The 24,989-nt window shown below is 49.5% G+C and carries 20 protein-coding genes; 6 read left to right on the forward strand and 14 right to left on the reverse strand.

Going from position 1 to position 24,989, the window contains the following annotated elements:
• Positions 1 to 12: 12 nt before the first annotated feature.
• The 14 genes from P2H89_RS20825 to P2H89_RS20890 all read right to left on the reverse strand — a co-directional run bounded on the left by P2H89_RS20825 (position 13) and on the right by P2H89_RS20890 (position 16,259).
• The gene (locus P2H89_RS20825; RefSeq protein ID WP_275830475.1) at positions 13 to 594 is read right to left on the reverse strand and encodes a DUF420 domain-containing protein; all 582 of its coding nucleotides are present in this window, start codon (positions 592 to 594) and stop codon (positions 13 to 15) included.
• A 1-nt stretch (position 595) separates the two neighbouring features.
• On the reverse strand, positions 596 to 1,408 hold the full coding sequence (locus P2H89_RS20830) for an SCO family protein (protein ID WP_275830476.1): 813 nt from the start codon (positions 1,406 to 1,408) through the stop codon (positions 596 to 598).
• A 131-nt stretch (positions 1,409 to 1,539) separates the two neighbouring features.
• Positions 1,540 to 1,989 (reverse strand): cytochrome C oxidase subunit IV family protein, encoded by a 450-nt coding sequence (locus tag P2H89_RS20835; RefSeq protein WP_275830478.1) that lies wholly within the window; start codon positions 1,987 to 1,989, stop codon positions 1,540 to 1,542.
• A gap of 39 nt (positions 1,990 to 2,028) precedes the next feature.
• Positions 2,029 to 2,703, reverse strand: a complete 675-nt coding sequence (locus P2H89_RS20840; RefSeq protein ID WP_275830480.1) for a cytochrome c oxidase subunit 3 — start codon at positions 2,701 to 2,703, stop codon at positions 2,029 to 2,031.
• A 104-nt stretch (positions 2,704 to 2,807) separates the two neighbouring features.
• Positions 2,808 to 3,374 carry a heme-copper oxidase subunit III gene (locus P2H89_RS20845; RefSeq protein ID WP_275830482.1) on the reverse strand — a complete coding sequence of 189 codons (567 nt, stop codon included), beginning with the start codon at positions 3,372 to 3,374 and terminating at the stop codon, positions 2,808 to 2,810.
• A 71-nt stretch (positions 3,375 to 3,445) separates the two neighbouring features.
• The gene (cyoE, locus tag P2H89_RS20850; protein ID WP_275830484.1) at positions 3,446 to 4,348 is read right to left on the reverse strand and encodes a heme o synthase; all 903 of its coding nucleotides are present in this window, start codon (positions 4,346 to 4,348) and stop codon (positions 3,446 to 3,448) included.
• 53 nt (positions 4,349 to 4,401) lie between these two features.
• Positions 4,402 to 6,222 carry a cbb3-type cytochrome c oxidase subunit I gene (locus P2H89_RS20855; RefSeq protein WP_275830486.1) on the reverse strand — a complete coding sequence of 607 codons (1,821 nt, stop codon included), beginning with the start codon at positions 6,220 to 6,222 and terminating at the stop codon, positions 4,402 to 4,404.
• A 75-nt stretch (positions 6,223 to 6,297) separates the two neighbouring features.
• Positions 6,298 to 7,422, reverse strand: a complete 1,125-nt coding sequence (locus P2H89_RS20860; RefSeq protein ID WP_275830488.1) for a cytochrome c oxidase subunit II — start codon at positions 7,420 to 7,422, stop codon at positions 6,298 to 6,300.
• Positions 7,423 to 7,495: 73 nt separating this feature from the next.
• Positions 7,496 to 8,728, reverse strand: a complete 1,233-nt coding sequence (locus tag P2H89_RS20865; protein ID WP_275830490.1) for a quinol:cytochrome C oxidoreductase — start codon at positions 8,726 to 8,728, stop codon at positions 7,496 to 7,498.
• A gap of 35 nt (positions 8,729 to 8,763) precedes the next feature.
• Positions 8,764 to 9,429 carry a cytochrome c gene (locus P2H89_RS20870; RefSeq protein WP_275830492.1) on the reverse strand — a complete coding sequence of 222 codons (666 nt, stop codon included), beginning with the start codon at positions 9,427 to 9,429 and terminating at the stop codon, positions 8,764 to 8,766.
• A 19-nt stretch (positions 9,430 to 9,448) separates the two neighbouring features.
• Positions 9,449 to 10,042, reverse strand: a complete 594-nt coding sequence (locus tag P2H89_RS20875; RefSeq protein WP_275830494.1) for a DUF3341 domain-containing protein — start codon at positions 10,040 to 10,042, stop codon at positions 9,449 to 9,451.
• Positions 10,043 to 10,135: 93 nt separating this feature from the next.
• The gene (gene nrfD, locus P2H89_RS20880; protein WP_275830496.1) at positions 10,136 to 11,584 is read right to left on the reverse strand and encodes an NrfD/PsrC family molybdoenzyme membrane anchor subunit; all 1,449 of its coding nucleotides are present in this window, start codon (positions 11,582 to 11,584) and stop codon (positions 10,136 to 10,138) included.
• 87 nt (positions 11,585 to 11,671) lie between these two features.
• The gene (locus tag P2H89_RS20885) at positions 11,672 to 14,860 is read right to left on the reverse strand and encodes a TAT-variant-translocated molybdopterin oxidoreductase (protein WP_275830498.1); all 3,189 of its coding nucleotides are present in this window, start codon (positions 14,858 to 14,860) and stop codon (positions 11,672 to 11,674) included.
• A 136-nt stretch (positions 14,861 to 14,996) separates the two neighbouring features.
• On the reverse strand, positions 14,997 to 16,259 hold the full coding sequence (locus tag P2H89_RS20890) for a c-type cytochrome (protein ID WP_275830500.1): 1,263 nt from the start codon (positions 16,257 to 16,259) through the stop codon (positions 14,997 to 14,999).
• Positions 16,260 to 16,941: 682 nt separating this feature from the next.
• Between P2H89_RS20890 and P2H89_RS20895 the strand changes: the two genes are divergently transcribed.
• The 6 genes from P2H89_RS20895 to P2H89_RS20920 all read left to right on the forward strand — a co-directional run bounded on the left by P2H89_RS20895 (position 16,942) and on the right by P2H89_RS20920 (position 24,962).
• Entirely contained in the window at positions 16,942 to 17,970 is a 1,029-nt protein-coding gene (locus P2H89_RS20895; protein WP_275830502.1) for a phosphoribosylglycinamide formyltransferase, read from the forward strand.
• Positions 17,971 to 18,036: 66 nt separating this feature from the next.
• Entirely contained in the window at positions 18,037 to 18,807 is a 771-nt protein-coding gene (locus P2H89_RS20900; RefSeq protein ID WP_275830504.1) for a hypothetical protein, read from the forward strand.
• 160 nt (positions 18,808 to 18,967) lie between these two features.
• On the forward strand, positions 18,968 to 20,260 hold the full coding sequence (locus tag P2H89_RS20905; RefSeq protein WP_275830506.1) for a serine hydrolase domain-containing protein: 1,293 nt from the start codon (positions 18,968 to 18,970) through the stop codon (positions 20,258 to 20,260).
• 20 nt (positions 20,261 to 20,280) lie between these two features.
• On the forward strand, positions 20,281 to 21,825 hold the full coding sequence (locus P2H89_RS20910; RefSeq protein WP_275830508.1) for a serine hydrolase: 1,545 nt from the start codon (positions 20,281 to 20,283) through the stop codon (positions 21,823 to 21,825).
• 67 nt (positions 21,826 to 21,892) lie between these two features.
• Positions 21,893 to 22,438, forward strand: a complete 546-nt coding sequence (locus P2H89_RS20915) for a hypothetical protein (protein WP_275830510.1) — start codon at positions 21,893 to 21,895, stop codon at positions 22,436 to 22,438.
• Positions 22,439 to 22,808: 370 nt separating this feature from the next.
• Complete coding sequence (locus P2H89_RS20920) at positions 22,809 to 24,962, forward strand: penicillin acylase family protein (RefSeq protein WP_275830512.1); 2,154 nt, start codon at positions 22,809 to 22,811, stop codon at positions 24,960 to 24,962.
• Positions 24,963 to 24,989 lie beyond the last annotated feature (27 nt).

Here is a 24,989-nt window from a genome sequence, read left to right on the forward strand (position 1 = left end):
CAGCCAATTTAATCAATAATACGGACTGATCAGTAGATAGACCAATACACCGGTCACCGCCACATAGAGCCATACGGGCCAGGTAATGCGGGCCAGCTTGCGGTGTTGTGGCCATTCGGCAATGAGCCCCCTGTAGGCAGTAAACAGGATAAAGGGCAATATGATACCAGCCAGGGGAATATGTGTAAGCAGGATAATGTAATAGAATAAACGAATTCCTCCCGCCTCCGCTTTTTCCGCATCCGTAACGAAACCGTCGTGATCAAGGTCACCAAACTTCGTATCGCCGGCAAACAGGTGATGGCAGATATACGATACGAGGAACAATATGGAAAGGATCATAGCAGCCAGCATGATCTTTTTATGCACCAGGTAGTTTTTACGCTTTACACTGATGAGGCCCGCCACAAGTAATACGCTCACCAGCGAATTAATGGTGGCGCTGATGCCGGCAAACACATGTGGATCGAAACCGAGGTCCACATTGACGGTGATCTTACTCAGCGATACCACGGCAGCAAATACCACTACCGACACGATGCCGATGAATACCCAGGCCTTTTTGTCATTCTTGACTAATACGGGAGCTAACATACTATGATGATTTCTTGTTTTTGGGCCTGCGAACGATCCACATCAAAACCGCCACTGCCGCGATCACCACCAGGTAGATCGGCCATAAGGAAAGTAATTCGGCCAATACAGGTGATGGTTCCTTCTTGTCTTTCTCCAGCATCAGGAGCGTGAGGTCTTCGGCCAGTTTGGCGAGTGCCACGGAATCAAGACCATTGTAGTAACCCCGTATAATGCCCTGCTTGTCGATCAGCACAAACTTCTCGGTGTGGATGAAGAGAGAGTCAACCTGACCTCCATCCTGTGCCGGCAACCTGATCTCGTTAAGGGCATAGTCATAGATCTTCTTCTTGGGGCCCGTCAGCATCGACCACACATCGTGGTTGACGCCATAACGATCGGCATACTGCTTCAATACAGGTACGGAGTCCCGCTCCGGATCTACGCTGAACGAAAGAAACTGAACATAGGTAGTATCGATACGCTTGGTAATATCTTTCATCTTCAGGCTTTCCTGAAGACTTTTCATGTTGCGCGTAAGGTAAGGGCAGATAGAGGGGCAGCGGGTAAAAAAGAAATCGGCAATGATCACGCGGCCGCGAAGGCTGTCCATCACCACCCGATTGCCCAGCTGGTTGGTAAACGTGTCGTTGGCCAGTTGGTACCACACCGTATCCGATACCTGCTTGCCATTGATAACGGTATCGATGGTGTACTCAGGATAGTACTTGCGGGGCATCTGTATGGCGTCACGGCTAACGGTCTTCACTACAAAATAACTGATTACCGGCAGCAGGATGGCGATACACAATCCTAAAAAAGCTTTCTGGCTCACGACGTAGATTTTGCTGCGCAAAGTTACCACAGGAAACAATGCAATGCTGGTTTTACCGGAAAAGCCAGGAAATAAAAAACCACCCCGCATGGCGGGGTGGTTCAGCTATTTAACACCTTCTTAATAAAGGATTAATGTACTGCTTCGGGCTTTGCTTCGGCTCCATGTTCACCATGAGCGGCTTTCTTTTCTACTGGTGTAGAAGTAGCCTCTTTGTGGTGTGGATCGTAGGTATTGCGCAGGTTCTTGTAGGAGTTACCATCCCACAGGAAAGCAGCAATGAACCAAACGAACAGGAGGGCCGGTACTGCGATCGTCATGATCATGTTCTTGATCTCATGACGCAAGTGCATGAACTCGGCGATGATATAAAATGCTTTAGCTCCAGTAAAAATGATGTACAGGATATTGAACATCAATTTCATCGAATGGTAATGCGGTGCGATGAACATACCAATGATCAACTCGATACAGGTGATCACCAACAGGATCCAGAACGTTCTCCAGATGGCTTTTGTATCGAAGCTGTGCTTTTCCCCGTTGCCGTGCGCTTCAGTATGTGTGTGCTCGTGGTGTGCCATAATTATTTGTATTGCAATTAGCGTTAATCAATTCGTTGTTTAGAACAGGTAGAAGCAGGTGAATACGAATACCCAAACCAGGTCTACAAAGTGCCAGTACAAACCAGCCTTCTCGATCATCAGGTAATGACCGCGACGGTCAAATACTCCCTTATAGGTCATGATGAACATGATGATGTTGATGATCACCCCGGAGAATACGTGGAAACCGTGGAATCCGGTGATGGTAAAGAAGAAGTTGGTAAAGTTGGTAGATGCTTCAGTACCGTCGGCATTCACGAACGGATTCATACCCCACCATGCACCCTGATGGTACAAGTGAGTCCACTCCCAGGCCTGGCAACCGAGGAACGCGGCGCCACCTACGATGGTCCAACCCAGCCATTTCAATACTGATTTACGATCATTGCTATGGCCTGCTCCCACGGCAAGTACCATGGTAACCGAGCTCATGATCAGAATAAAGGTCATTACACTCACAAATACGAGCGGCATGTGTGCGTGGCCCATTCCGGGGAATGAAGAGAACACCACGTTAGGGTCGGGCCAACCATTGCTGGAAAACCGTACCGTGCCGTAGGCGATCAGGAACGCGCCGAAGGTGAAGGCATCGCTCATCAGGAAATACCACATCATCAGCTTGCCATATTCTACGTTGAAGGGACTTCTTCCGCCACCCCACCATTTTTGATTCGCTGGTACTGCTTGTGCCATGTGTTGCTATTAGTTTAAACTCAATAAAAATTTTCTACTTTATAAGCCCTGCTTCGCAGTGGCTGTTCCGTTTTAAGGCCGGCTGCCTATGCTGGTTAATCCGCTTAGGACTTCACCAAAAAGAAAACAAACAGGTAGATCCACAACAGGTCTACAAAGTGCCAGTAGGTACTTATTACCTCTACCGGTACGGAGTTGTAGTTCCTGATCTTCGAACTGAACGCTTTTAAGAACATGATCAGCAAAGCGATGGCGCCGCCCAGCACGTGGAGGGCATGCAATCCGAAGATGATGTACAGGAACTGACCTGCGCCCGATCCGCCTTCCAGCTTTACACCCGATTGGAACAGCTGCTTGAAGCCGATGATCTGCATCGCGATGAACACGACGCCTAAAACGGCCGTCAGCGTCAGCAGGCTACGGTATTGTTGCATGCTGCGTTCCTTGAATGCCTTGAGCGCGATCTGCATCGTCAGGCTGCTGATCAGGATCACTCCCGTGGAATAATAAAAGATCTTAGGCACCACTACCGTGCTCCATCCTGGCTGCTCACCTTTCACGATATAGGCGCTGGTTAACCCGGCAAACATCATTATGATACTGCCGATCGCAATCCACAAGGTAAACTTGTGGGGATGGATTTTTTGTGGGCTCGAACTCACGATATTCATTCTAAATCAGTTCTATATAATAATCTGTTTCACAAAATCCTGCACACGTACGTCAATTACTGACTTATTGTTTACAACTTGTCTGCCAGCAGGGCCAGTAACACGATGGGCAGGTAAATATAGCTGCTGAACATCACCCTTCTGGCTGCTTTTACTTCCATTTCGCGGTAAAGCCTCACGCTTTGCCAGGTCATGAAAATATTGGCGGCTACTATGATCCAGAAACTGATCATTCCGCTCATGCCTATCAGGTAGGGCAATATGCCTACCGGAATAAGGACCAGCGAATAGATGATCGACTGGACGGCTGAATATCTTCCCGGACCTTCTACGGAAGGCATTAGCTTGAAGCCGGCCTTGCTGTAGTCGTTGTGCGAAATCCAGGCGATGGCCCAGAAATGCGGGAACTGCCAAAAGAACTGGATGGCAAAAAGCACCCATCCACCGGCACTAAGGTCATCCTGCCCTGCTGCCCATCCGATGAGACATGGTAAACCACCAGGAACCGCTCCGAGGAGCACGGCGATGGCGCTTACCTTTTTCAAAGGTGTGTACATAAAAGCATAAATGAACCAGCTTACCAAGGCCACCGCAGCCGACAGGATGTTGAAGTAATAAGCCAGGATCACTACACCCGCTATGAGGGTAATGATGGCAAAGGCCCAACCTTCAGCAACACTCATTCGTCCGGAAGCAACCGGCCGTTTGGCCGTCCGCTTCATCATGGCATCGGTATCGCGTTCCACCACCTGGTTTACTGCGTTGGCGCTGCCTGTTACGAGCATACCGCCTACGAACAACCAAATGATCATGGCCCAGTCGAATTCAACCACTTTAGGCGCCAGCAGGTAACTGATCACTGCAGAAAACACTACCATGAAGCTGAGGCTGAACTTAATCAGCATCATATAGTCGCGTACCTTACCGGCTATTGTAAAAGAACTGGTTTGCTTCACGGTTTCCTGCTGCGTCATTAGAAAATATTTAGACAGTGCAGGGCCGGGTTTGCGGGCCCTGCACCGCAACATTAATGATGGCTCTCATTGGGGCCGATAGGCTCCGTCTGAGGGATGAAGTCACGACCGTCTTTGCTATAGTCATAAGCCCAACGGTGTACTTCGGGAATTTCGCCAGGCCAGTTACCGTGTCCGGGCCTGATGGGGGTAGTCCACTCGAGGGTAGTTGCACCCCATGGGTTCGGCTTGGTTAATTTTCTACCCTTGAAGATAGAATAGAAGAAGTTGAAGATGAACAGCAACTGAACCGCGAATACGATGATCGCCACAGTAGAGATGAACTTGTTCAGCTCAGCAAACTGCTTGAACGACTCCCAGCCGGTGTAATCGAGGTAACGGCGGGGCATACCAGCCAAACCTTCATAGTGCATTGGCCAGAAGATCAGGTAGGCGCCGGCCAGGGTTACCCAGAAGTGGATATAGGCCATAGTATTGTTCATGAAGCGACCATACATTTTGGGGAACCAGTGGTAGATACCGGCAAACATCCCAAAGAACGCAGATACACCCATTACAATGTGGAAGTGCGCAATCACGAAATAAGTATCATGCAGGTGAATATCAAGGGTAGAGTTACCCAGGAAGATACCTGTAAGACCACCGGAGATGAACAGGCTCACAAAACCGAGCGCGAACATCATACCAGGCGTGAACTTGATATTAGCCTTCCAGATCGTGGTCAGCCAGTTGAACACCTTGATGGCTGATGGTACAGCGATCAGCAGGGTGAGCAATACGAATACTGAACCGAGGAAGGGGTTGAGACCAGTTACGAACATGTGGTGCGCCCATACCAGGAAGGCCAGGATGGTGATCGCAAACATAGAACCAACCATCGCCATATAACCAAAGATCGGCTTACGGGCGTTGATAGAGATGATCTCAGAAGCCATACCCATCGCTGGCAACAGGATGATGTATACTTCGGGGTGACCGAGGAACCAGAACAAGTGCTGGAAGAGGATGGCACTACCACCTTCGTTAGGCAGGGCTGTTTTGGTTGCGGCAATATAGATATCAGACAGGTAGAAGCTGGTTCCACCATGACGATCGAACAACAGGAGGATGAAACCCGACAACAGTACAGGGAATGAAAGTACACCCAGTACGGCCGTGAAGAACAGGGCCCACATGGTCAAAGGCATTCTTGTCATAGACATACCCTTGGTACGCATGTTCAATACAGTAGAGATATAGTTCAAACCACCGAGCAAAGAAGATACTACGAACATGGCCATCGCTGTGATCCAGAGGTCCATCCCGGTCTTTGAACCTGGTGAAGCATCACCCAGGGCGCTCAGTGGAGGATAAGCTGTCCAGCCACCGCTGAAAGGACCAGTTTGGATAAACAAAGAAGAGATCATCACGATGCTACCACCGAAGAAGAACCAGTAAGACAGCATGTTCATGAAGGGCGAAGCCATGTCACGTGCACCGATCTGCAGGGGAATGAGGAAGTTCGCGAAGGTACCGCTCAAACCACCGGTCAGTACGAAGAACACGAGTACAGTACCGTGCATCGTTACCAGTGCATAGTAGTTTTCAGCGCTGATCTTTCCGCCTTTGGCCCAACGGCCCAGGATATCTTCCAGCCAGGGGAAGGTTTGGTCGGGATAGCCCAATTGCAAACGGAACAGTACAGACATCAGGCCACCAATGACAGCCCATATCATACCCGTAATCAGGAACTGTTTAGCGATCATCTTGTGATCCTGGCTGAATACGTATTTGGTGATAAAGGTCTCTTTATGATGGTGTACATGATGCTCATCGTGATGCACATCGTGCGTGGTGACTACCTCAGGATGCCCGTGCAATGCTTCGTTGCTCATGATAAATTATTTATTCGATGTTAATGCTGTTTCGTTTCTTCACAAGGTCATTATTTATGACCGCTGGCTACTGTTTTAAGGGTGTCTTTGTGTGCTAGCTGCGCTGTCTGCTACCGGAGCGGCAGGCTGAGCAAGTGTTGCCACCGTTTCGGGGAAGGCAAGTGCATAAGCAGGCTTTTGCTTGGCTTTCCACAAAATGAACTCTTCGGGAGTAACCACCTTGATAATACCTCTCATAGCGTAGTGGCTGTTACCGCACATCTGATCGCAGGAGATCTCATACTCAAACTTGGGGTTGTTGGTGATCTTCTTCATTTCATCAGTAGTATACTGAGGCGTGAACCACATGGTGGTAGGTGTACCGGGCACCGCATCCATCTTCAAACGGAAGTGCGACAAGCCTACGTCATGGATCACGTCACGGGAATTGATGATCAGCTTTACCGCTTTGCCCTTCACGAGGTACATAGCTGTATTGTCTACGAGATCATCAAATCCTTGCGGATCAGCTTTCAGTTTCGCTTCGCCAACAGGGTTGTTATGCCTGTCTTTCTTAATGATCGTGGTATCTCTCCAGATCAGACCCAGCTGGTTACCAGTAGCCTCGTCGATATTGCGATAGTATTTTTTACCAAACTCACCATCCTTACCTGGGTAACGATAGATCCAACCGAATTGCTTTCCGGTGATCTCTACCTGCATAGCATCGGCAGGAGCTTCACCTGTCATACGGAACCAATAGAACAATCCGAAACCTACCAGGATACAGAGTGCGATAGCAGGTACCGTAGTCCACAGTACTTCCAATTTGTTATTGTGGGGATAGAAGAATGCCTGTCTTTTTTCGCTGTGCTGGTATTTGTAAGCAAACCAGAACAGGAGGATCTGTGTGATCAGGAACACAATGCCGGTGATGGCGATGGTGATCATCAACATCGTGTCGATGTTCTTACCATGCTCGGAGGCAGCGGGGTAAGGCATCAGCGTCTTGGGATACAGGGCTTTGTTACACCACCATACACCAATCAGTCCCAATACCAGGAACACTACCATCAAAAACGCATTGATCCTGTTGTTTTGCTCGAAAGCCTTCTTCTCTCCTTTCAGCACAGATACATACTCACTGGCCTTGGCAATCTGAAACGTGATCAGAAAGCCGAGGATGAGAATCGCTAACAGAAGTATTCCAGTAGTTGTCATGATCTATCAATATATTTAATTCAGACCTATCAAAGTTTTTAAGCTATTGAACTTTACACACGACCAGCCACGCTTAGGTATGGTGTATGATACTTTCTTTCGTGAACGGGTGGTTCTTCGCTACCAACGGTGTCTTGCTCATAGCATTACCAACGCTGTTCATGATGATACCGATGAAACCGGCTGCAATACCCAGGCTGAGTACGAACATTCCCTTATTTACATGTGTAGGATCGATGCTCGCAAAGATCATCTGGTAGAAGTCGAGCCAGTGGCCGAAAATGATCACCACCGCCATAAACACCATAGAAGCATAGTTCCGTTTAGCTCCGCGACGCATCAGCAGCAGCAGCGGCGCCAGGAAGTTGATGACAAAGCTGAGCCAGAAAATACCACTATAGGGACCTGAATCATGGCCTTGTGCAGAAATACGGGACTTGAAGTAAACTGTTTCTTCAGGAATGTTCGCATACCAGATCAGCATATACTGAGAGAACCACAGGTATGTCCAGAAGATAGAGAAGGCAAACATGAATTTACCAATATCATGCAGGTGCTCGTTGTTGGTGTATTCGAGATAACCTTTGTTCTTCATGTAGATCACGAAGAGGGCAATCAATGCCATACCCGATACGAAGGTAGAGGCGAAGGTGTACCAGCTGTACATGGTAGAATACCAGTGTGCATCGATACTCATGAGCCAGAACCAGGGCAAGGTCGACATGGTGGTAAGACCAAACCAGGCGATGAACACAGAAGCCCAAACAGTATTCTTGAAGATATACTTACGGCCTGCTTCTGCATTAGGCAGCGGGTTGTTGTCGAGTTCCTGAGAGAGGGCGCGCATTTTACGACCCAATACGATCCACAATACAATGGTCAGTAAAGTGAATGTTATATAAAAAGGAGTGTTGAGGAACCCCTTCTTGAACTCGAGGATCTTATCTCCATCGGGATGCTGCCAGTGATAAAAATGGGTAGGCAACAAAACGATCAGCAAGCAAACGACGGCGGTAATAATACCGATAGGCACTACTGCTGTTGAAATAGCTTCAGGAACCCTCCTGAACGACATTTGCCAGCCGCCCATAGCGAGCGTAGTAGCACAAATAAAGAACATGGAGGCATTAACTACCAGCAGGAAGAATGCACTGTTTTGCAGCAGGGCGCCCCAAAACAACTGCGGGTGTTCCCCTCTTCCATAAGCGATATATGCAATGATCACTGACAATGCACCTACTCCAATCAAACCGGCAGACCAGGTCTTATATCGCTTGGGTATTTCGAAAAATTCTCTTGAAGCCATTATCAACTATTTATAAGTTCAGTATCTCGTATCAGTTATTTTTTTGCGGTTGTATCAACAGCTGGTTTAGCGGCAGCAGAATCTGCAGCTGCGGGTGCAGCAGCACCACCTGCTCCGGCCTGCTTGGCTTTGATGTACTGGATCACCATCCAGCGTTGAGTAGTGCTCAGCTGTGAAGCGTAGCTACCCATTTGGCCTTTACCATAAGTTACAGAGTAGAACATTTGGCCGGCAGGCATGTTAACATAAGTTGGGTTTCCAACCAGGTTGGCAGGTGCGGCCGCATAAGGACCTTCAGAACCGTCGGTCCTGGTGTGCAGTACACCCTTTCCGTCCAATCCTGCGCCATGGCAGATACCACAGTTCACCAGGTACAGGCGCTCAGCTTCTTTAGACTGTGTCTCGCTCATTTTGGGCAGCGGATTGGCAACTTGCTTAGACAGTTCGTAGTTGACCAGTTCGCCTTGTTTATCCTGTGCGATGGGGAAAGGCAGCAATTCGCCTCTCTTTACAGTTCCCGGAACGGGCATGGCATTGTAATTAATACCTTGTGCGTGCAGGGTATCGAGAGAAGTGTAGGTTTCAATAGCACGGCTATAAGCCATATCTGGCATATAAACCTTACCGGGGCTTCTCCTTGTATCGCCGCAACTCCAGGCTACCAGGGCTACTAAAACAACTATGATTGATAATTTTTTCATCGTACTGAATATTCAGGGATTATGCTGTAACAGTTTCCGTTTTGTCTGCAATAAGTTTTTGTTCCTTGTCATAGGTACCCAGCCACCAGCCGGTTTCGGCGTGTTGGATATTCACTTCAGTACCGCCCGCAGCAGACAGGAATGAGCTTACTTCGGCGTCATTGGTTTTGCCGTTGCACTCGATCACCATGACAAACTTGTCGTCGGTAGCCCGCAGGTGGAAGTGATGCTTCTTTACGAAGGGGGCCAACTGGCAGAGGTAACAGAAGGTCAACACCATACCTACGGCAGCCATCAATACGGTAAACTCGAAGGTGATGGGAATCCACGCTGGTAATGCCAGGTGGGGCTTACCACCGATGTTCAGCGGCCAATCTTTGGTAAAGATCCAGGAAATGCTGCTCAACGCGATGGTTGTACCGGTGATGCCGTACACGAAACCCGCCGTATGCAGGCTGGTATCACGCAGGCCCATGGCTGTGTCCAGACCGTGGATAGGCATTGGTGTATATACGTCGTGCAGCTTATAACCGGCTTTACGTACTTGCTTTACTGCCTTGAACAGTACATCCTCCTCATCGAAGCAAGCCACTACAAATTTTTTAACCGCCATATAAGAATTTTAATATTTCTTTTATCTCAAAATCTGATTGCTTAATACCGTACCGGTTCTTCAAACACCGGCCGGGTTATTACACGCTACCGATTAGTGGTGTGCGTGTTGGGTTTCGTGGAAATACTCATCGGTATCTTTCGCCTCTACGGCCACAGCCTTCTGCTTGTAGCTTTCGCCCGATTTCTTCAGGATATGCTTGATCTCAGCGATCGCGATAACCGGGAAGAATTTAGAGAACAGGAAGTAACAGGTAAAGAACAAACCGAATGTACCCAGGTAGAACCCTACTTCCCAAATGGTGGGGCGATAGTAGGTAGCCCAGCTACTGGGGATATAATCACGGTAGATAGAGGTTACGATGATCACAAAACGCTCGAACCACATACCGATGTTTACGATCACAGACATGAAGAAGGTAACCACGATATTCCTTCTCATTTTGCGGAACCAGAAGATCTGCGGAGAGATCACGTTACAACCCATCATCAGCCAGTAGCTCCAGCCGTAGGGGCTCAGCAGGTTCAACCTGTTCTGGAAGAAGGCCCAGTTTTCGTATTTATTGGCACCATACCAGGAGATGAACAGCTCGGTGAGGTAGGCGATACCTACGATTGAACCGGTCAGTACAATTACCTTGTTCATCACTTCGATGTGTTCCATGGTGATATAGTCTTCCAGTTTCAACACCTTACGTGTTACCAGCAACAGCGTCTGCACCATCGCGAATCCGGAGAAGATCGCACCCGCTACGAAGTAGGGAGGGAAGATGGTCGTGTGCCAGCCGGGAATTACGGAGGTGGCGAAGTCAAAAGATACGATCGTGTGTACAGACAATACCAGTGGCGTACTCAAACCAGCCAGTACCAGTGACAAACTTTCGTGGCGTTGCCAGTGCTTGGTAGAACCGGTCCAGCCGAAAGAAAGCACACCATACATTTTCTTTCTCCATTTCAATTTGGCACGGTCACGAATGGTAGCCAGATCAGGAATAAGACCAGAGTACCAGAACAACAGTGACACGGTAAAGTAAGTAGAGATCGCGAATACGTCCCACAACAGCGGAGAGTTGAAGTTAACCCAGAGCGGACCGCGGGTGTTGGGGTAAGGCAGTACGAAGAAGGCCATCCACACACGACCCATGTGCCAGATCGGGAACTGACCCGCACACATTACCGCAAAGATGGTCATCGCTTCCGCAGCACGGTTTACACCGGTACGCCAGCCCTGACGGAACAGTAAGAGGATCGCGGAGATCAGGGTACCGGCGTGACCGATACCTACCCACCACACGAAGTTGGTGATATCCCAACCCCATCCGATGGTTTTGTTAAGGTTCCACTGACCCACCCCGTACGTTACTTCACGATAGATGGAGTAAACACCGAACAACAACAGGATCACGGAGATGATGAAGCCGATCCACCAGCTGCGCGTTGGCGGCGCCTCAATAGGACGTACTATATCTTCCGTTACCTGGTGATACGTCTTGGTGCCATCCACCAATGGGGCTCTTACTAACGATTCGTACTTTGATGCCATGTTTATTAGCTTTTAGCTATCAGCTTTTAGGCTTTAGCTGAAAATTTTTAGTTATTTGACCTTATCTACGCTTCAGATTCAATTTGCTTAGTGATGACCGGCAGCTTCCTTCTTTTCGCCTTTAACTGCTCCGTGTGCATCAGCCAATACCGCTTCTCCGCTCAATACTCCGTGATTGCTGATCTCATCCGTATTACGCACCTTGGCCAGGTAGTTGATGTTTGGCAACACGTGGATCGGCTCGAGTGCATGGAACAGGCGCAGCTTGTTGTGCTGACGAACCTGGCTGATCTCACTGTTCGGATTGTTGGCATTACCAAACACGATCGCGTCGGCTGCACAAGCCTGCTGACAAGCAGTCTTCACATCTTCGTCTTCCAATACGCGACCTGCTTTCTTAGCCTTCAGCTTGCCTTCCTGTAAGCGTTGAACGCAGAAAGAACATTTTTCGATCACACCACGGCTACGTACAGTAACATCGGGGTTCAGTACCATGCGGGTGAGGTCGTCGTTCATCATCAGCACCACATCGTCCAGTTTACCTTCTTCTACCAGCGGCGCCTGGTTATTGGCGAAGCTGTCGGCGCCGGTGTAATCGGCCCAGTTGAAGCGGCGAACTTTGAACGGACAGTTGTTGGCGCAATATCTTGTACCGATACAACGGTTATACGTCATTTGGTTGAGGCCTTCAGAACTGTGGTTGGTAGCAGCCACCGGACATACGTTTTCGCAAGGCGCGTTGTCGCAATGCTGACACAGCATCGGCTGGAATACAGTCTGGATGGACTCGGGATCATCAGGATTACCGCTGAAGTAACGGTCGATACGCAACCAGTGCATATCGTGGTAGCGCATTACCTCACGCTTACCTACCACCGGAATATTGTTCTCAGCGTTACAAGCTACCACGCAGGCGCCGCAACCATAACAGCTGTTGAGGTCGATGCTCATACCCCACTTGATACCCGGACGGGCGTGCGTAGGATAGAGGGTACCTTCTTTTTCGTAATCGTTGATACCGCCCCAGGGTTCCAGTTCCTTGGCCCTTTCGTTATAGATAACTTTAGGATCTTCTTTGAATTCCTTGAGGGTGATCTCTTTCAATACTTCCTGACGGCCTTCGTAGCTGTTGTGCGTTTGCACCATCGCTACTTTGTAGATCTCTTCAGTTTTGCTAACCGTTACATCGCCGGCGAACCATTCGATGGTTGAACCGTTGTAGCTCAGTAAGGGGTATGCATTTTTACCAAGAGGAGTACCGTCCATGGTCACTACCGATCTGCCGATCTCTTTCGCTCTTCCGTAACCAACCGCGATAGCGATGGTTTCGTTTTGCATACCAGGGATCACGATCACCGGCAGAGAGATTTCCTTATTACCAACTTTTACTTTGATAACAGGCTTTTCGGGATAGATCTCGTATTTATCAGCTTCCCAGCGATCGCTCAGGTTGATTCCGTAGTCCTTGGCGAGTTTGGGAGAAATGATCGCATAGTTGTCCCAGCTTACGCGGGTGATAGGATCGGGCATTTCCAGCAGCCAGGGGTTGTTACCTTGCTTACCGTCGCCGAGCGCTACCTTTTGGTAGATTACCAATTCAGCCTTACCTGCTTTCTTCAAGCCGTTGGCTGCAGTGATCGCCTGAGCTACTACAGCACCCGTAAATACAGGAGCAGCACCGGTACCAGCAGCTTCGATCACACCATCCTGCAGGGCCTTCACATACAACTCAGCACTGCCGAGGCGTGAAGTCCAGTAGTTCTTGAAGTAAACATCGTAAGCAGCGGTAGCATTACCAGCCCATTTCAGGAGAGAATCCTGGAACGGCCTTGTCTGGAACAAGGGGTTGATGGTAGGCTGGATCATGCTGAACAGACCAGCTTTTGGCTCTGCGTCACCCCAGCTCTCCAGGAAGTGAGGAGCGGGCAAAATATATTTACACGCTGAGGTCGTTTCATCCTGCCTGTCGTTGAAGGAAACAGTCAGTTTAACTTTCTTAAGGGCGTTCTTGAATTTCTCTCCGTCGAAGTATTCGTACGCGGGGTTCACACCGTTGATCAGCAGGGCGCCTACGCGACCAGCTTCCATATCGGCAGTGAGGGTAGCCATTTCGCTATCCAGACCCTGGTGGGTAAGGATGGGAGCGCTCCAGCTGATGGTAGAACCATAAGCACCGATCGCTTCGTTGATGGCGTTTACAATGATCTGTACATTAGGATTGTTGCTGCCGCTAACCACCAGACCTTTACCCCTGTTGGCAGCGAGATCTTTCGCAGCTTTTTCGATACCTTCTTTCAGCTTGCCGCTAACACCGGCAGCACCCTGACCTTGCACCGCGCTCAACAGAGCAGCTGCTACCACACCTACTTCAGAAGGACGGTGGGTGAAGCGCTCGTCGGCATTGGCGCCGGTCATGCTCATCATGCTCTCGAACTGGTAGTGCTTGCTGAGGGTGATATTGTCTTCTTTGATCTTTCTCTTCGTCGTGTAACCGCGTTGGAACTCAACGGGGCTGAGCCAGGTACCTAGGAAATCGGCACCGATGCTTACCACTACATCAGCATTTTCGAACTGGTAAGAAGGGATGGCTTTAACACCATGCGTGGCTTCATTGGCCAGGATCAAACCGCTATAAGAGATGGCATCGTACTGAACATGGCGGCTACCGGGGTATTTGGCCAAAAATTCAGTGATGAGTTGTTTTGTTGTGGGAGAGGTAACAGTACCGGTCAGTACTACTACAGCAGTACCACCGAGTGCAGCCAGTGCATCGGTGATCATTTTATCGATCGACTCATAGCTGGCGGCAGCGCCGTTGGCCATGGGATGCTTGATGCGGGCTGTATCGTACAGGTCGAGTACAGAAGCCTGTACGCGGGCTGTGGTAGCACCTTTGGTGAAGGAAGAAAGAGTATTACCTTCTATTTTGATCGGACGTCCGTCGCGAACTTTGGCTATTACGGGAATGGCTTCTCCACCGCTGATATAGGTGGTGGCATAATAATCAGCCACACCGGGGATCAGGTCCTGGGGCCTGTTTACATAAGGGATGGCCTTACGTACAGGCGTTTCACAACTGGCAGCTACCATCGCAGCAGCGGTGCTGAAACCAAGATATTTCAAAAAGTCTCTACGGGATGCGGAAGAATTGGCTAACCCGTTATCGTCAGCTTGTTGAGACTGTAATGGTTCGGGGAATTCATCCTTGGCCAACTGCTGATGGGCTTCACTGTTATTGAGCTCTGTAAAACTCTGCCAGTACTTTTTTTTAGCCATTTATATTAATTTGAAAAATTAGTCAATTTGAAAATTTGAAAATGCGGTCGCTGGTTGTTTTAAGTGGCGGACATCATTTCAAACGCTGATCATCCAAACTGTGCATCTCCCTTTTCAGGAGCACAGGTGCCAGTTTTTAATAGTGGCATTTTTGGCACTCAAGGCCTCCGATATCAGCAACAGTCACACTGTCTCTTGTACCGGCCTTGATCTCGGCGTGGTATTTCTCGTAAATGCTATAGAATTTGTTTCCTTCGCCTTTATCGTTGTTGAATTGAACTTTTGTTTCGCGGTGACAGTTCACGCACCATCCCATGCTCAACTCGGCAGCCTGTTTTACTTCGTGCATCGCAGTGATCTCACCATGACAGGTTTGGCACTGTACTTTACCAGCATTTACGTGCTGAGAGTGGTTGAAGTAAACGTGGTCGGGCAGGCTGTGGATCTTGGTCCACTCGATGGCCTTTGTTTTACCGGAGTATTGTTTGGTCTTGGGATCGTAACCGGCAGCAGCGTAGATCTTCTGGATCTCGGCAGTACCGTTTACTTCTGTGCCGTCTTCTTTATGGATGGGAGCACCGGTGTACTCGTTGATGGTAAGGTGACAGTTCATACACACATTCACAGAAGGAATGGTGGCATGCTTGCCTTCCATGGCACTGCCGTGGCAGTACAAACAGTTGATCTGGTTGGTACCGGCGTGTACTTTGTGCGAGTAGAAGATCGGTTGCTCGGGCTGGTAGTCTTTTTGACGACCGAGGCCGATGGCGCCTTTTACTACATAGAATCCACCAACTACAAAGAGCAATAAGGTGAGGAGGGTAATGTAGGTTTTATTGCGGTAGAAGGGAACAGGTTCGCCAGAAGGAACACCGTCCTTGTCATCAGCCAGTTTCTTCAGATTGCTGTTCACCTGCAGGAGGATGAAGGCAACAACTGCCAGGATCAGGGTCAATACACCATACAGGATGGCGCTATCGCTTTCACCCATTTTACCATCGGGAGCAGCTGTATCACCACCAGTAGGCGCGGCTGGAGCTTTGTAATCCTTGATGTACTTGAGGATGGCATCGATCTCGGGATCTGTCAGTGAGGGAAACACGCTCATGGCTGTCTTGTTCCACCTGCTGTAGAGATCATTGAAATATTTGTCGCCCGATGCAAGAACTTTAGAGTTGTTCCTGATCCATTCGTGCAACAGCTTTTTGTCCTTTACGCGGTCTTCAATTCCTTTCAGAGCGGGTCCGGTCAGGTCTTTATCCACTTTGTGACAGGTAGCGCAATTAAGATCGAATAACGCTTTTCCATCCTGCGCTGCAATCCTGTTTCCGAACGACAAAACAACGATCAATAATGCACTGAGAAGAGTTCTTTTGACAATTGGTCTATGGTCAATCATATCAGTTGAATATGACGAGATTATGTGGAAAAATTTCCTGAATTGGCTGCAAAAATAAGTCAGGATTTCAACAAACTATCAACATGTTTAAAATTTTTTTAACGCAGTCTGGGCGCGGGTTTCAGCCGATTTTTAGTAACATGTTTCATTCTGTCATGACATTTATGTCATGTTTTTGTCACCCGTTTTTGGGAATCAAGTGAGGCGAATTTTAGACGGATCGGATGCAGTAATAAGAGCATATCCAGGTTTTAGGGTTACAATCGAGTTTGCAATCCCTCTAAACGTCAGATGTCCAACCTTTTATTGTAAATGCGATCAAAATATTTCGCACAATCCATGGAAAATTGGCGCTGCTGGCTGAAACAGAAACGCGGCAACCTGTATAGGACATGAATGAATGAAGAGCATACGAGTACTTAGGAGCACTGGCATTATACCTTCAATACACTACCACTTCACCACCACTTGCCTGGAACTTCACTGCCACTTGCCCGCACATTGCCGGAATATGGTATCTCTACATAGAGAGCGCAGGCAATATCCAGGCAATGTGCAGGCAATATGTAGGCAATATACAGCCAATGTGAGGTAGCTTGCCTTCGCCTGTCCCGGCCAGCCGCTTCAATTTATCTGCCTGAAACTGTTTTATCTGTGGCCAAATTACCGCACTTTTGCGTGCATGTTCGAAAGGCTTCAACAGAAATGGAAGGTCAACGGATGGCGCTTGCTGCTCATCCTGGTCACTTTTGCACTGGGTGGAAGCCTCTGCGGTTACCTGGGTCGACAGCTTTTAGGGCTTTTTCAAATTGAATCGGCCGTTATCCGTGTACCTTTATATATTATATTGGTCACTATCCTGTGGCCCTTTTGTGTGATTTTGATCAGCATTCCCTTGGGTCAGTTTACTTTTTTCCGCAGCTACCTTCAAAAAATGGGCAACAGGATGAGGGGCCGCAAGGCCGGCCTGGGCCAACCTGTCCCCGCGAGGGTAACAACGCAGGCAGGCGCGCAAATGGCGAGCCCGGCTCCACAGCAGCCTATTTCAACGCAACCAACCGCTCAAACGAATACCGTGAACCAGGAAGCAATGCCACAGTCAGTAAGCCAGGTCAGTGAACAACCATCCGTTACCCGTGTAGCCGTTTTTGCCTCCGGGGCAGGATCGAACGCGCAGAAGATCATCGATCATTTCCGCAACCACCCCTCCATCCGGATAGCGTTGATAGTTTGTAATAAACCGGGTGCCGGCGTATTGGGCATCGCCGAACGCGAGCATATTCCTGTATTGCTGATCGAAAAAGAGACCTTTTTCCGCGGCAATGGCTATGTAGACGAACTGAAGGCCGCCGGGATCGAATTTGTGGTGCTGGCAGGATTTCTCTGGAAGGTACCAGCTTCCCTTACTGCGGCCTACCCCAACCGGATGGTGAACATCCACCCCGCCCTGTTGCCCCGTTATGGCGGCAAAGGCATGTACGGAATGCACGTGCACGAAGCCGTGATTGCCGCCGGAGAAAAAGAAAGCGGCATCACCATCCACTACGTAGACAACGTATATGATAACGGAGCCATCGTTTATCAGGCAACCTGCGCCATTGAGCCAGGCGACTCTCCTGCCGTGCTGGCCCGGAAAGTGCATGAACTTGAGCACGCCCATTACCCCCGGATCATTCAACAAGTGATTGAACATCTGCAAAATCAACGTTAAATTGAGGACCGGCAGGAAAGCTATGTCGCGATCTTGCCGTAATATCACCACCTTAACTTTACTTGTTTGGTACGGACGGCACTGATCATATTAACGATAATCGTCTTTTCAGTCAATTCTCAGTCCGTACTTGGGCAGGTGAGGGTCAATGGCCGGGTGTTCGATATGTCGCAGCGGAATCCCATGCAGGCCGTGAGCGTGAACAGCAATTCGGGCGCGGGAACCATGACCGATTCGCTGGGCAGGTATACCCTGGTGGTTCCAGAAACAGACTCTATCTGGTTCTCTTACCTCGGCAAGCCGACTCCCAAATACGCCGTGCAGAACATTCGCAACCTGCAGGTTTTCGAAGTAGCCCTGCATGTAAATATTACCGAGCTGAAACAGGTGATGGTGAAGCCGCCCAACTATAAGCTCGATTCTATCCAGAACAGGCTCGATTACGCCAAAGCGTTCAATTTCGAAAAACCAGGCATCAGCGGTTCTACCCTGCCCGTTACTTCCGGTACTGCACCGGCAGGTGTAGGTCTTGACGTTAACGAGTTCATCAATATGTTCCGTTTCCGCCGAAACCGCAATATGCTGGCTTTCCAGGAAAGACTGTTGCGTGAAGAAAAAGACAAGTTCATCGACCACCGGTTTAGCCGCGCCCTGGTGATCAAACTCACGAAACTCAAAGGCCCCGACCTGGATACCTTCATGGTACGCTACCGCCCTCCTTTATATCTCGTAGAACAGGCTACGGAATACGAATTCCAGTTATACATCAAGAACTCGTACGAGAAATTCCATAAGCTGCAGCTGATCATGGGCGACCTCAGAAAGGACGACAACTAGCTTTCGGTGCGCTTAGGTCCGCCAGGACTGAAGTCCGAAACCCCAATAGGCGTCTGCCCTCCGCCCTCCAACACAATTATACAATACAACCGGCCGCAGCGCTCCACTGGCTGCATGAACATTAATTGCTATCTTGAAGCCCTATTCAATTTACCTGCATATGAAAAAATTGATAGGGCTGGCAGGCTGTATCGTTCTATGCTGCACCGGCTTTGCCCAAACCAAAACAACCCCGGTCATCACTGCTGCTACCAACCCTGCTGCCGCAGGATTTTCGGCCGACAGGCTGCAGCGCATCGATCATTTATTGCAAACCTATGTTGACAGCGGCCGCATGAACGGCGCCGTAGCATTGGTGATCCGCCATGGAAAGATCGCTTATTATAAAAGTGTCGGGTACGATAAGAACCCCTCCACCCCGCTACAAAAAGATGGCATCTTCCGCATCGCCTCTCAAACCAAAGCCATCACGAGCGTAGCCGTGATGATGCTGTACGAAGAAGGCAAATTCATGCTGGATGATCCCATATCCAATTACCTGCCCGAATTCCGCAAGCCTGTCGTGCTGGATAAATTCAACAAGGACGACTCCAGTTATACCACCGTTCCCGCCAAGCGCGAGATCACTATCCGCGACCTGCTGACCCATACCTCTGGTATCGGTTATGCGCAGATCGGCTCTCCCGAAGCCAATGCCATCTATGCGAAAGCTGGTGTGGTGGGCGGTATCGGCGTAGGCAAAATATTGCTGGGTGATAAGATGAAAGTGCTTGGCAAACTGCCCCTGTTTCACCAGCCGGGTGAAAAGTTTACTTACGGGTTGAACACCGATGTGCTGGGATACCTGGTGGAAGTGGCATCGGGCATGCCCCTCGACCAATTTCTCCGCAAGCGGATCTTTGACCCCCTGGGCATGAAAGACACCTGGTTTTATTTACCCAAAGACAAACAGCATCGCCTGGTGATGCTATATACCGAGAACGCCGACACCAAAAAAGTAATCCCCATGCCCGAGCGGATCGGCATCAATGGCGAGTTTTCACGCGACTATCCGGCTAGCGATGGTACTTATTTCTCCGGCGGTGGCGGCCTGTCGTCGACCATTTATGATTACGCCGTCTTTTTGCAAATGCTGCTGAATGGTGGTACCTACAACGGTAAACGCATTCTCAGCCATAATTCAGTTCGCATGATGACGATGAACCAGATCGGAGATATCAGCCGCGGGGCCAATAAATTCGGCCTTGGTTTTGGCATCACGACCGAAAAAGGAAGCGCTGTGCTACCCACCCAGGAAGGTACTTTCGAATGGGGCGGCATGTTTGCCACTACCTATTGGGTAGACCCCAAAGAAGATATGGTAGCATTGGTTTACCGCAACGTGTATCCTACGCGTTGGGGCAACCTCGGCAATCTATATAAGGTGCTGGTGTACCAGGCCATAAATGATTAACAACAATTAACCCATCCCTTATGCTCCCTAAGATCAATACCCCCATCAAACCATGTTTTCTGCTCATCTGTCTGCTTACAGCGGCCGGCTTGCTTGGCCAGGACAAAACACCCGCTTTTGTACGGGACAGTCTCGACACCTATGTTGAGCGGGCCCTGAAGGACTGGCAAATACCCGGTGTTGCCGTTTGTGTTATCAAAGATGGCAGGATCGTCGTGATGAAAGGATATGGGATAAAGGAAGCAGGTACCGATAACAAGGTCGATACGAATACCCTGTTCATGATCGGCTCCAACTCCAAAGCATTTACCGGCACCGCCCTCGCCATGCTCGAGGCAGATAAGAAGCTATCCCTCGATGACAAGGTGCAGAAATGGCTGCCCGATTTCAAGCTGTACGATCCCTGGGTTGCCAAAGAAGCAACCCTGAGAGACCTGCTTTGCCATCGCCTGGGCTTTGAGACCTTCCAGGGCGATTTCATGTACTTCGACTCCGACCTTACCCTCCAACAGGTGCGGGAAAAGTTTGGCAAAGTGAAACCCGTATATAGCTTCCGCAGCAAGTGGGGTTATACCAATGCAGCTTTTCTGACGGCCGGCGAAGTGATCCCCAAAGTAACCGGTAAAACCTGGGCGCAGTTCCTGGAAGAACGCATCTTCAAACCACTGGGCATGAACAACACCTTGGCGCTGTCTAAAGACATTGCGAGCGCCCCCAATAAAGCATCGGCCCACACCGTCGACAAGGGAGTGCTGAAAAAAATACCTTATGGCAATATCGATAATATGGCGCCCGCAGGTAGCATCAGTTCTTCCGTAAGCGATATGAGCCATTGGGTACAGGCCTTGCTGAGCGGCGGCCGTTACAATGATCAACCGGTCATAAACCCCAATGCCATTGGGCAAACCCGCGTTCCGCAATCCATCCTTGGTAATGGAGGTCATATGTACAACAGGGCGCATTTTTCGCTGTATGGCCTGGGCTGGTTCCTGGAAGAATACAGCGGACGGAAGTTTGTGGGACATACCGGAGGGGTGAATGGATTTGTGACCAGCGTGGCCATGCTGCCCGAAGAAGCACTGGGCATTATTGTGTTTACTAATACCGATGCCAACAATTTTTATGAGGCGCTGCGCTACGAGATCATGGATGCTTATCTGGGCTTGCCCTACCGCAACTATAGCAATGTGTACCTGGGGTATAACAGAACCCAGGAAAAACATGCGGCCGACTGGCTGAAGAAAAAGCAGGATACCATCGCCAACCTTCCCGCCCCCTTGCTGCCGATCGCCGCTTATGCAGGCGACTATAATCATGCTGTATATGGGAAAATGAGCATCAAGCCCGAAAACGGAAAACTGGTTGCGCGTTTTGAACACCACCATGGCCGGTTTGCAACCCTGGATCCCTTAGGAGGTAACCGTTTTCTCGCCACTTTCAACGAAGCCTTATACGGTGCTAAAGAATGGCCATTTACAATCGACAAAGGCAAGGTGAAATCGGTGACTGTCACCGTAGCCGATTTTGTCGAGTTTACTCCTTACGAGTTTTATAAAATCAAATAACGTATAAACAGCCGCCCTTTTCATTGCGTGTCACAAATCGCAGGAATAGGTTGCAAAATGAATGCATATGGATCAACTTACTTTGGGTATCGGAACACGCCTTCAGCACACTCAATATGGACCTGGTGTTATTGTGGGCATCCGTTTTGCCACTTACCTCATCTCCTTCATCAATCACGGCGTAAAAGAGATCGACAAGAATGATACTCAGCTGGATGAGATCATCCCGGAAAACGTTACTGAAGAGATAGAAACCCATTCGGATGTCGAAAAATCACTGCTCAAGATCCTGCGGCTTTGGGGAGGTATTACAGAGACTGTTCCCTTGGGCGACCGCTGGAAAGGCGGCGTAATGCTCCTGCAGCCCGCCGATAAAAGTCAGAAACCAAAGGATGTGCCGATCGAAGCGTTCTTTCATAAGATCGTGATGCTGCGCGACCGCCTGCGCGTGCTGGAGCAACAGATCAATGCCCATAAGCAGCTCAGTGACGAAGACAAGGTCAACATGCAACAATACATCACCCGTATCTATGGTTCACTTACCACCTTCAATGTACTTTTCCGACAAAAAGAACATTGGTTTATAGGAGAGAAGGGGGCTAAGGAAGATTAAGCCGGCAAGCGTTTATCGCTTTTGCCTACCCACGCTAATCGTTTTTACTTAATAGCATAAACTCCGTAATAAAAACATTTTCCATAAATCATAACAGCTATTATCTTTATGCTTTCATAGGATAAGGTTTAATGGTTAATGGTATTTGATTAGTGTACCCCAACTTTCCAGTTGGGGTTTTTTTATGGCTGCAAGAGGCATTGCAGCATTTTGCACGAAAGACAGCCAACTCCACTTCATCATCACGCCCGCCCGGCACAACACCGCATACCTGCCCTGATTTTCAATTGTTTGCATTTCGTATCTTGTCTGCTCAAACCAGTTGAGCCACCCGATCATGAAATACTACCTGCTTTTATGTTTCCTCCCAATGCATGCACTGGCCCAGACAACCACCGACGCTGTAAGCGCCTGGCAGGCGCAGGCCAACAAAATCACCATCATCCGGGATAACTGGGGCGTTCCGCATGTTTATGGAAAGCAGGATGCAGACTGCGCCTTTGGTGTTATGTATACCCAGTGTGAAGATAACTTCTGGCAGCTGGAAGAAACTTTTATCAGCGCACTTGGCCGGTCGGCCGAGTTGTATGGCGAAAGCAGGCTGCCGGCCGATGTATCGGTGGCTTTGTTTGAATGTGTAAAGAAGGCCAAAGCCGACTATGCCAGTGCTCCGAAGCTCATCAGGCAACTCTGCAACAGCGCCGCTGCAGGCATCAACTATTATCTGTATAAACATCCCGATACGGAACGCAGGTTGCTGCTGCAGTATGAACCCTGGTACTTTCTGTTGCCTGGCACCGACAATCCTGCCAGTCACGGCATCAGCAACGCAGCCGTGCGGGCTTATACCAACTCGATCATTCGCGGTGAGGCTGCGGAAGGCGAAGACGATGGCATTGCAGAAAGGGAAAATGGTTCCAACACCATGGCCATTGCTCCTGTAAAATCGGCCAGCGGCCACAGCCTGCTGCTCATCAATCCACACGTTAACTTCTTTGGTAACGGCCAGCGGTACGAATGCCACCTCATCAGTGAGGAGGGGCTGAACGTATCGGGCTTTGCCATCTTCGGCAACTTTTATATCTGGAGTGGATTCAATGCCCATACCGGATGGGCGCACACCAATTCGGGCGTCGACTTCACCGATGTTTACCTGGAGCACTTTGATGACCCAGCGCATCCTGACCATTACCGATACGGAACCGGATATCGCGTAGCAACCAATTGGCAGGATACCCTGCTGGTTAAAACTGCTAACGGTTTGCAGGCAAGAACCATTTCGTTACAGAAAACGCATCATGGACCGGTGGTTGCAAAAAAAGATGCGCAGCTGGTCACGATCCGGAACGTGACCGCTCCTCAATCGCGCTATATAGAACAGTGCTGGAAGATGTGCCGGTCAAAGAATTTCAAGACCTTCAGGACCGCCATGAACATGCGCACGCTCGGTTATCCCAATACGATGTACGCCGACAAAAATGGCCGCACTGCTTACTGGCATGGTAATGCGGTACCCAAAAGGTCTACACAGTTCGACTGGCGCAATCCGGTTGATGGCAGCAACCCTGCCACCGAATGGAAGGGGCTGCACAAGCTAAAAGACATTGCCCAGGTGATCGACCCGGCTACCGGCTGGATACAGAATTGCAACTCGACGCCTTATATGGCGGCCGGGGTAAGTAGTCCAAAACAAAGCGACTATCCTGCCTATATGGCCTATGACAAACATATTTTCCGTGCGGTGGAAGCGGTGAGGCTGCTGGACAGTAAGGATAAAATAAGTTTTGAAGCGTTCGGGCAACTGGTGGTGAGCAATCACCTGCCGATGATGGCGCTATGGCTGCCACAGATACTGCATAGCTACGATAGTCTTGCACAGCTGTCAACAGATTTGCCCAACCGCCTGGGCGCCGTTGCAGATACATTAAGGCGATGGAACTACCGGTATGCCCTCAACAGCCAGGCTACCACCCTGGCGGTGATGTGGTACCTGCAATACGATGAGTGGAATAAGAGCCGGCCCGCTGGCGCCGCCGGCGACGACAATGCAGTTGACCTGCAAGGCAATCAGCTACCCATGAGCGGCGCCACCGCCGTTGAGTTGTTGGATAAGGCGGCATCAGCATTAAAAGCGAGGTTTGGTACATCGTTCATTAACTGGGGCGATATCAACCGGCTGCAGCGTGCTACCGGTTCGCCCGAAAGGTTTGACGACAACAAACCAAGCTGGCCGGTTGCAGCAGTACCAAGTCCGCTGGGCTCGCTCTTTGCGTTTGGCAACGGACAGGTACGCGGCCAGCAAAAATTCTATGGCACACGCGGCAATACTTATACAGCCATTGTTGAATTTGGACCCCGCATCAAGGCACGTTCCATCATGTACTTTGGTCAAAGCGCCAATCCAGCCTCCTCTCATTACCTCGACCAGGCTCCATTATACGTAGCAGGCAAATTCAAAGATGCCTGGTTCTATCGGGAAGACATTGAAAAACATGCAGAACGAACCTACCATCCCGGAGAGTAGACAATGACCATTTAACATTTTGCTAAG

The sequence above is a fragment of the Paraflavitalea sp. CAU 1676 genome, assembly GCF_029223285.1.
GTDB lineage: Bacteria > Bacteroidota > Bacteroidia > Chitinophagales > Chitinophagaceae > Paraflavitalea.

Bases quoted from the DNA above. Each gene is read 5' to 3' on its own strand.
- P2H89_RS20875 (WP_275830494.1), bottom strand. From the start codon at position 10,042: ATGGCGGTTAAAAAATTTGTAGTGGCTTGCTTCGATGAGGAGGATGTA.
- cyoE (WP_275830484.1), bottom strand. From the start codon at position 4,348: ATGACGCAGCAGGAAACCGTGAAGCAAACCAGTTCTTTTACAATAGCC.
- P2H89_RS20860 (WP_275830488.1), bottom strand. From the start codon at position 7,422: ATGACAACTACTGGAATACTTCTGTTAGCGATTCTCATCCTCGGCTTT.
- P2H89_RS20920 (WP_275830512.1), top strand. From the start codon at position 22,809: ATGCATGCACTGGCCCAGACAACCACCGACGCTGTAAGCGCCTGGCAG.
- P2H89_RS20905 (WP_275830506.1), top strand. From the start codon at position 18,968: ATGAAAAAATTGATAGGGCTGGCAGGCTGTATCGTTCTATGCTGCACC.
- P2H89_RS20835 (WP_275830478.1), bottom strand. From the start codon at position 1,989: ATGGCACACCACGAGCACACACATACTGAAGCGCACGGCAACGGGGAA.
- P2H89_RS20890 (WP_275830500.1), bottom strand. From the start codon at position 16,259: ATGATTGACCATAGACCAATTGTCAAAAGAACTCTTCTCAGTGCATTA.
- P2H89_RS20865 (WP_275830490.1), bottom strand. From the start codon at position 8,728: ATGGCTTCAAGAGAATTTTTCGAAATACCCAAGCGATATAAGACCTGG.
- P2H89_RS20845 (WP_275830482.1), bottom strand. From the start codon at position 3,374: ATGAATATCGTGAGTTCGAGCCCACAAAAAATCCATCCCCACAAGTTT.
- P2H89_RS20885 (WP_275830498.1), bottom strand. From the start codon at position 14,860: ATGGCTAAAAAAAAGTACTGGCAGAGTTTTACAGAGCTCAATAACAGT.
- nrfD (WP_275830496.1), bottom strand. From the start codon at position 11,584: ATGGCATCAAAGTACGAATCGTTAGTAAGAGCCCCATTGGTGGATGGC.
- P2H89_RS20825 (WP_275830475.1), bottom strand. From the start codon at position 594: ATGTTAGCTCCCGTATTAGTCAAGAATGACAAAAAGGCCTGGGTATTC.
- P2H89_RS20915 (WP_275830510.1), top strand. From the start codon at position 21,893: ATGGATCAACTTACTTTGGGTATCGGAACACGCCTTCAGCACACTCAA.
- P2H89_RS20855 (WP_275830486.1), bottom strand. From the start codon at position 6,222: ATGAGCAACGAAGCATTGCACGGGCATCCTGAGGTAGTCACCACGCAC.
- P2H89_RS20840 (WP_275830480.1), bottom strand. From the start codon at position 2,703: ATGGCACAAGCAGTACCAGCGAATCAAAAATGGTGGGGTGGCGGAAGA.
- P2H89_RS20910 (WP_275830508.1), top strand. From the start codon at position 20,281: ATGCTCCCTAAGATCAATACCCCCATCAAACCATGTTTTCTGCTCATC.
- P2H89_RS20870 (WP_275830492.1), bottom strand. From the start codon at position 9,429: ATGAAAAAATTATCAATCATAGTTGTTTTAGTAGCCCTGGTAGCCTGG.
- P2H89_RS20895 (WP_275830502.1), top strand. From the start codon at position 16,942: ATGTTCGAAAGGCTTCAACAGAAATGGAAGGTCAACGGATGGCGCTTG.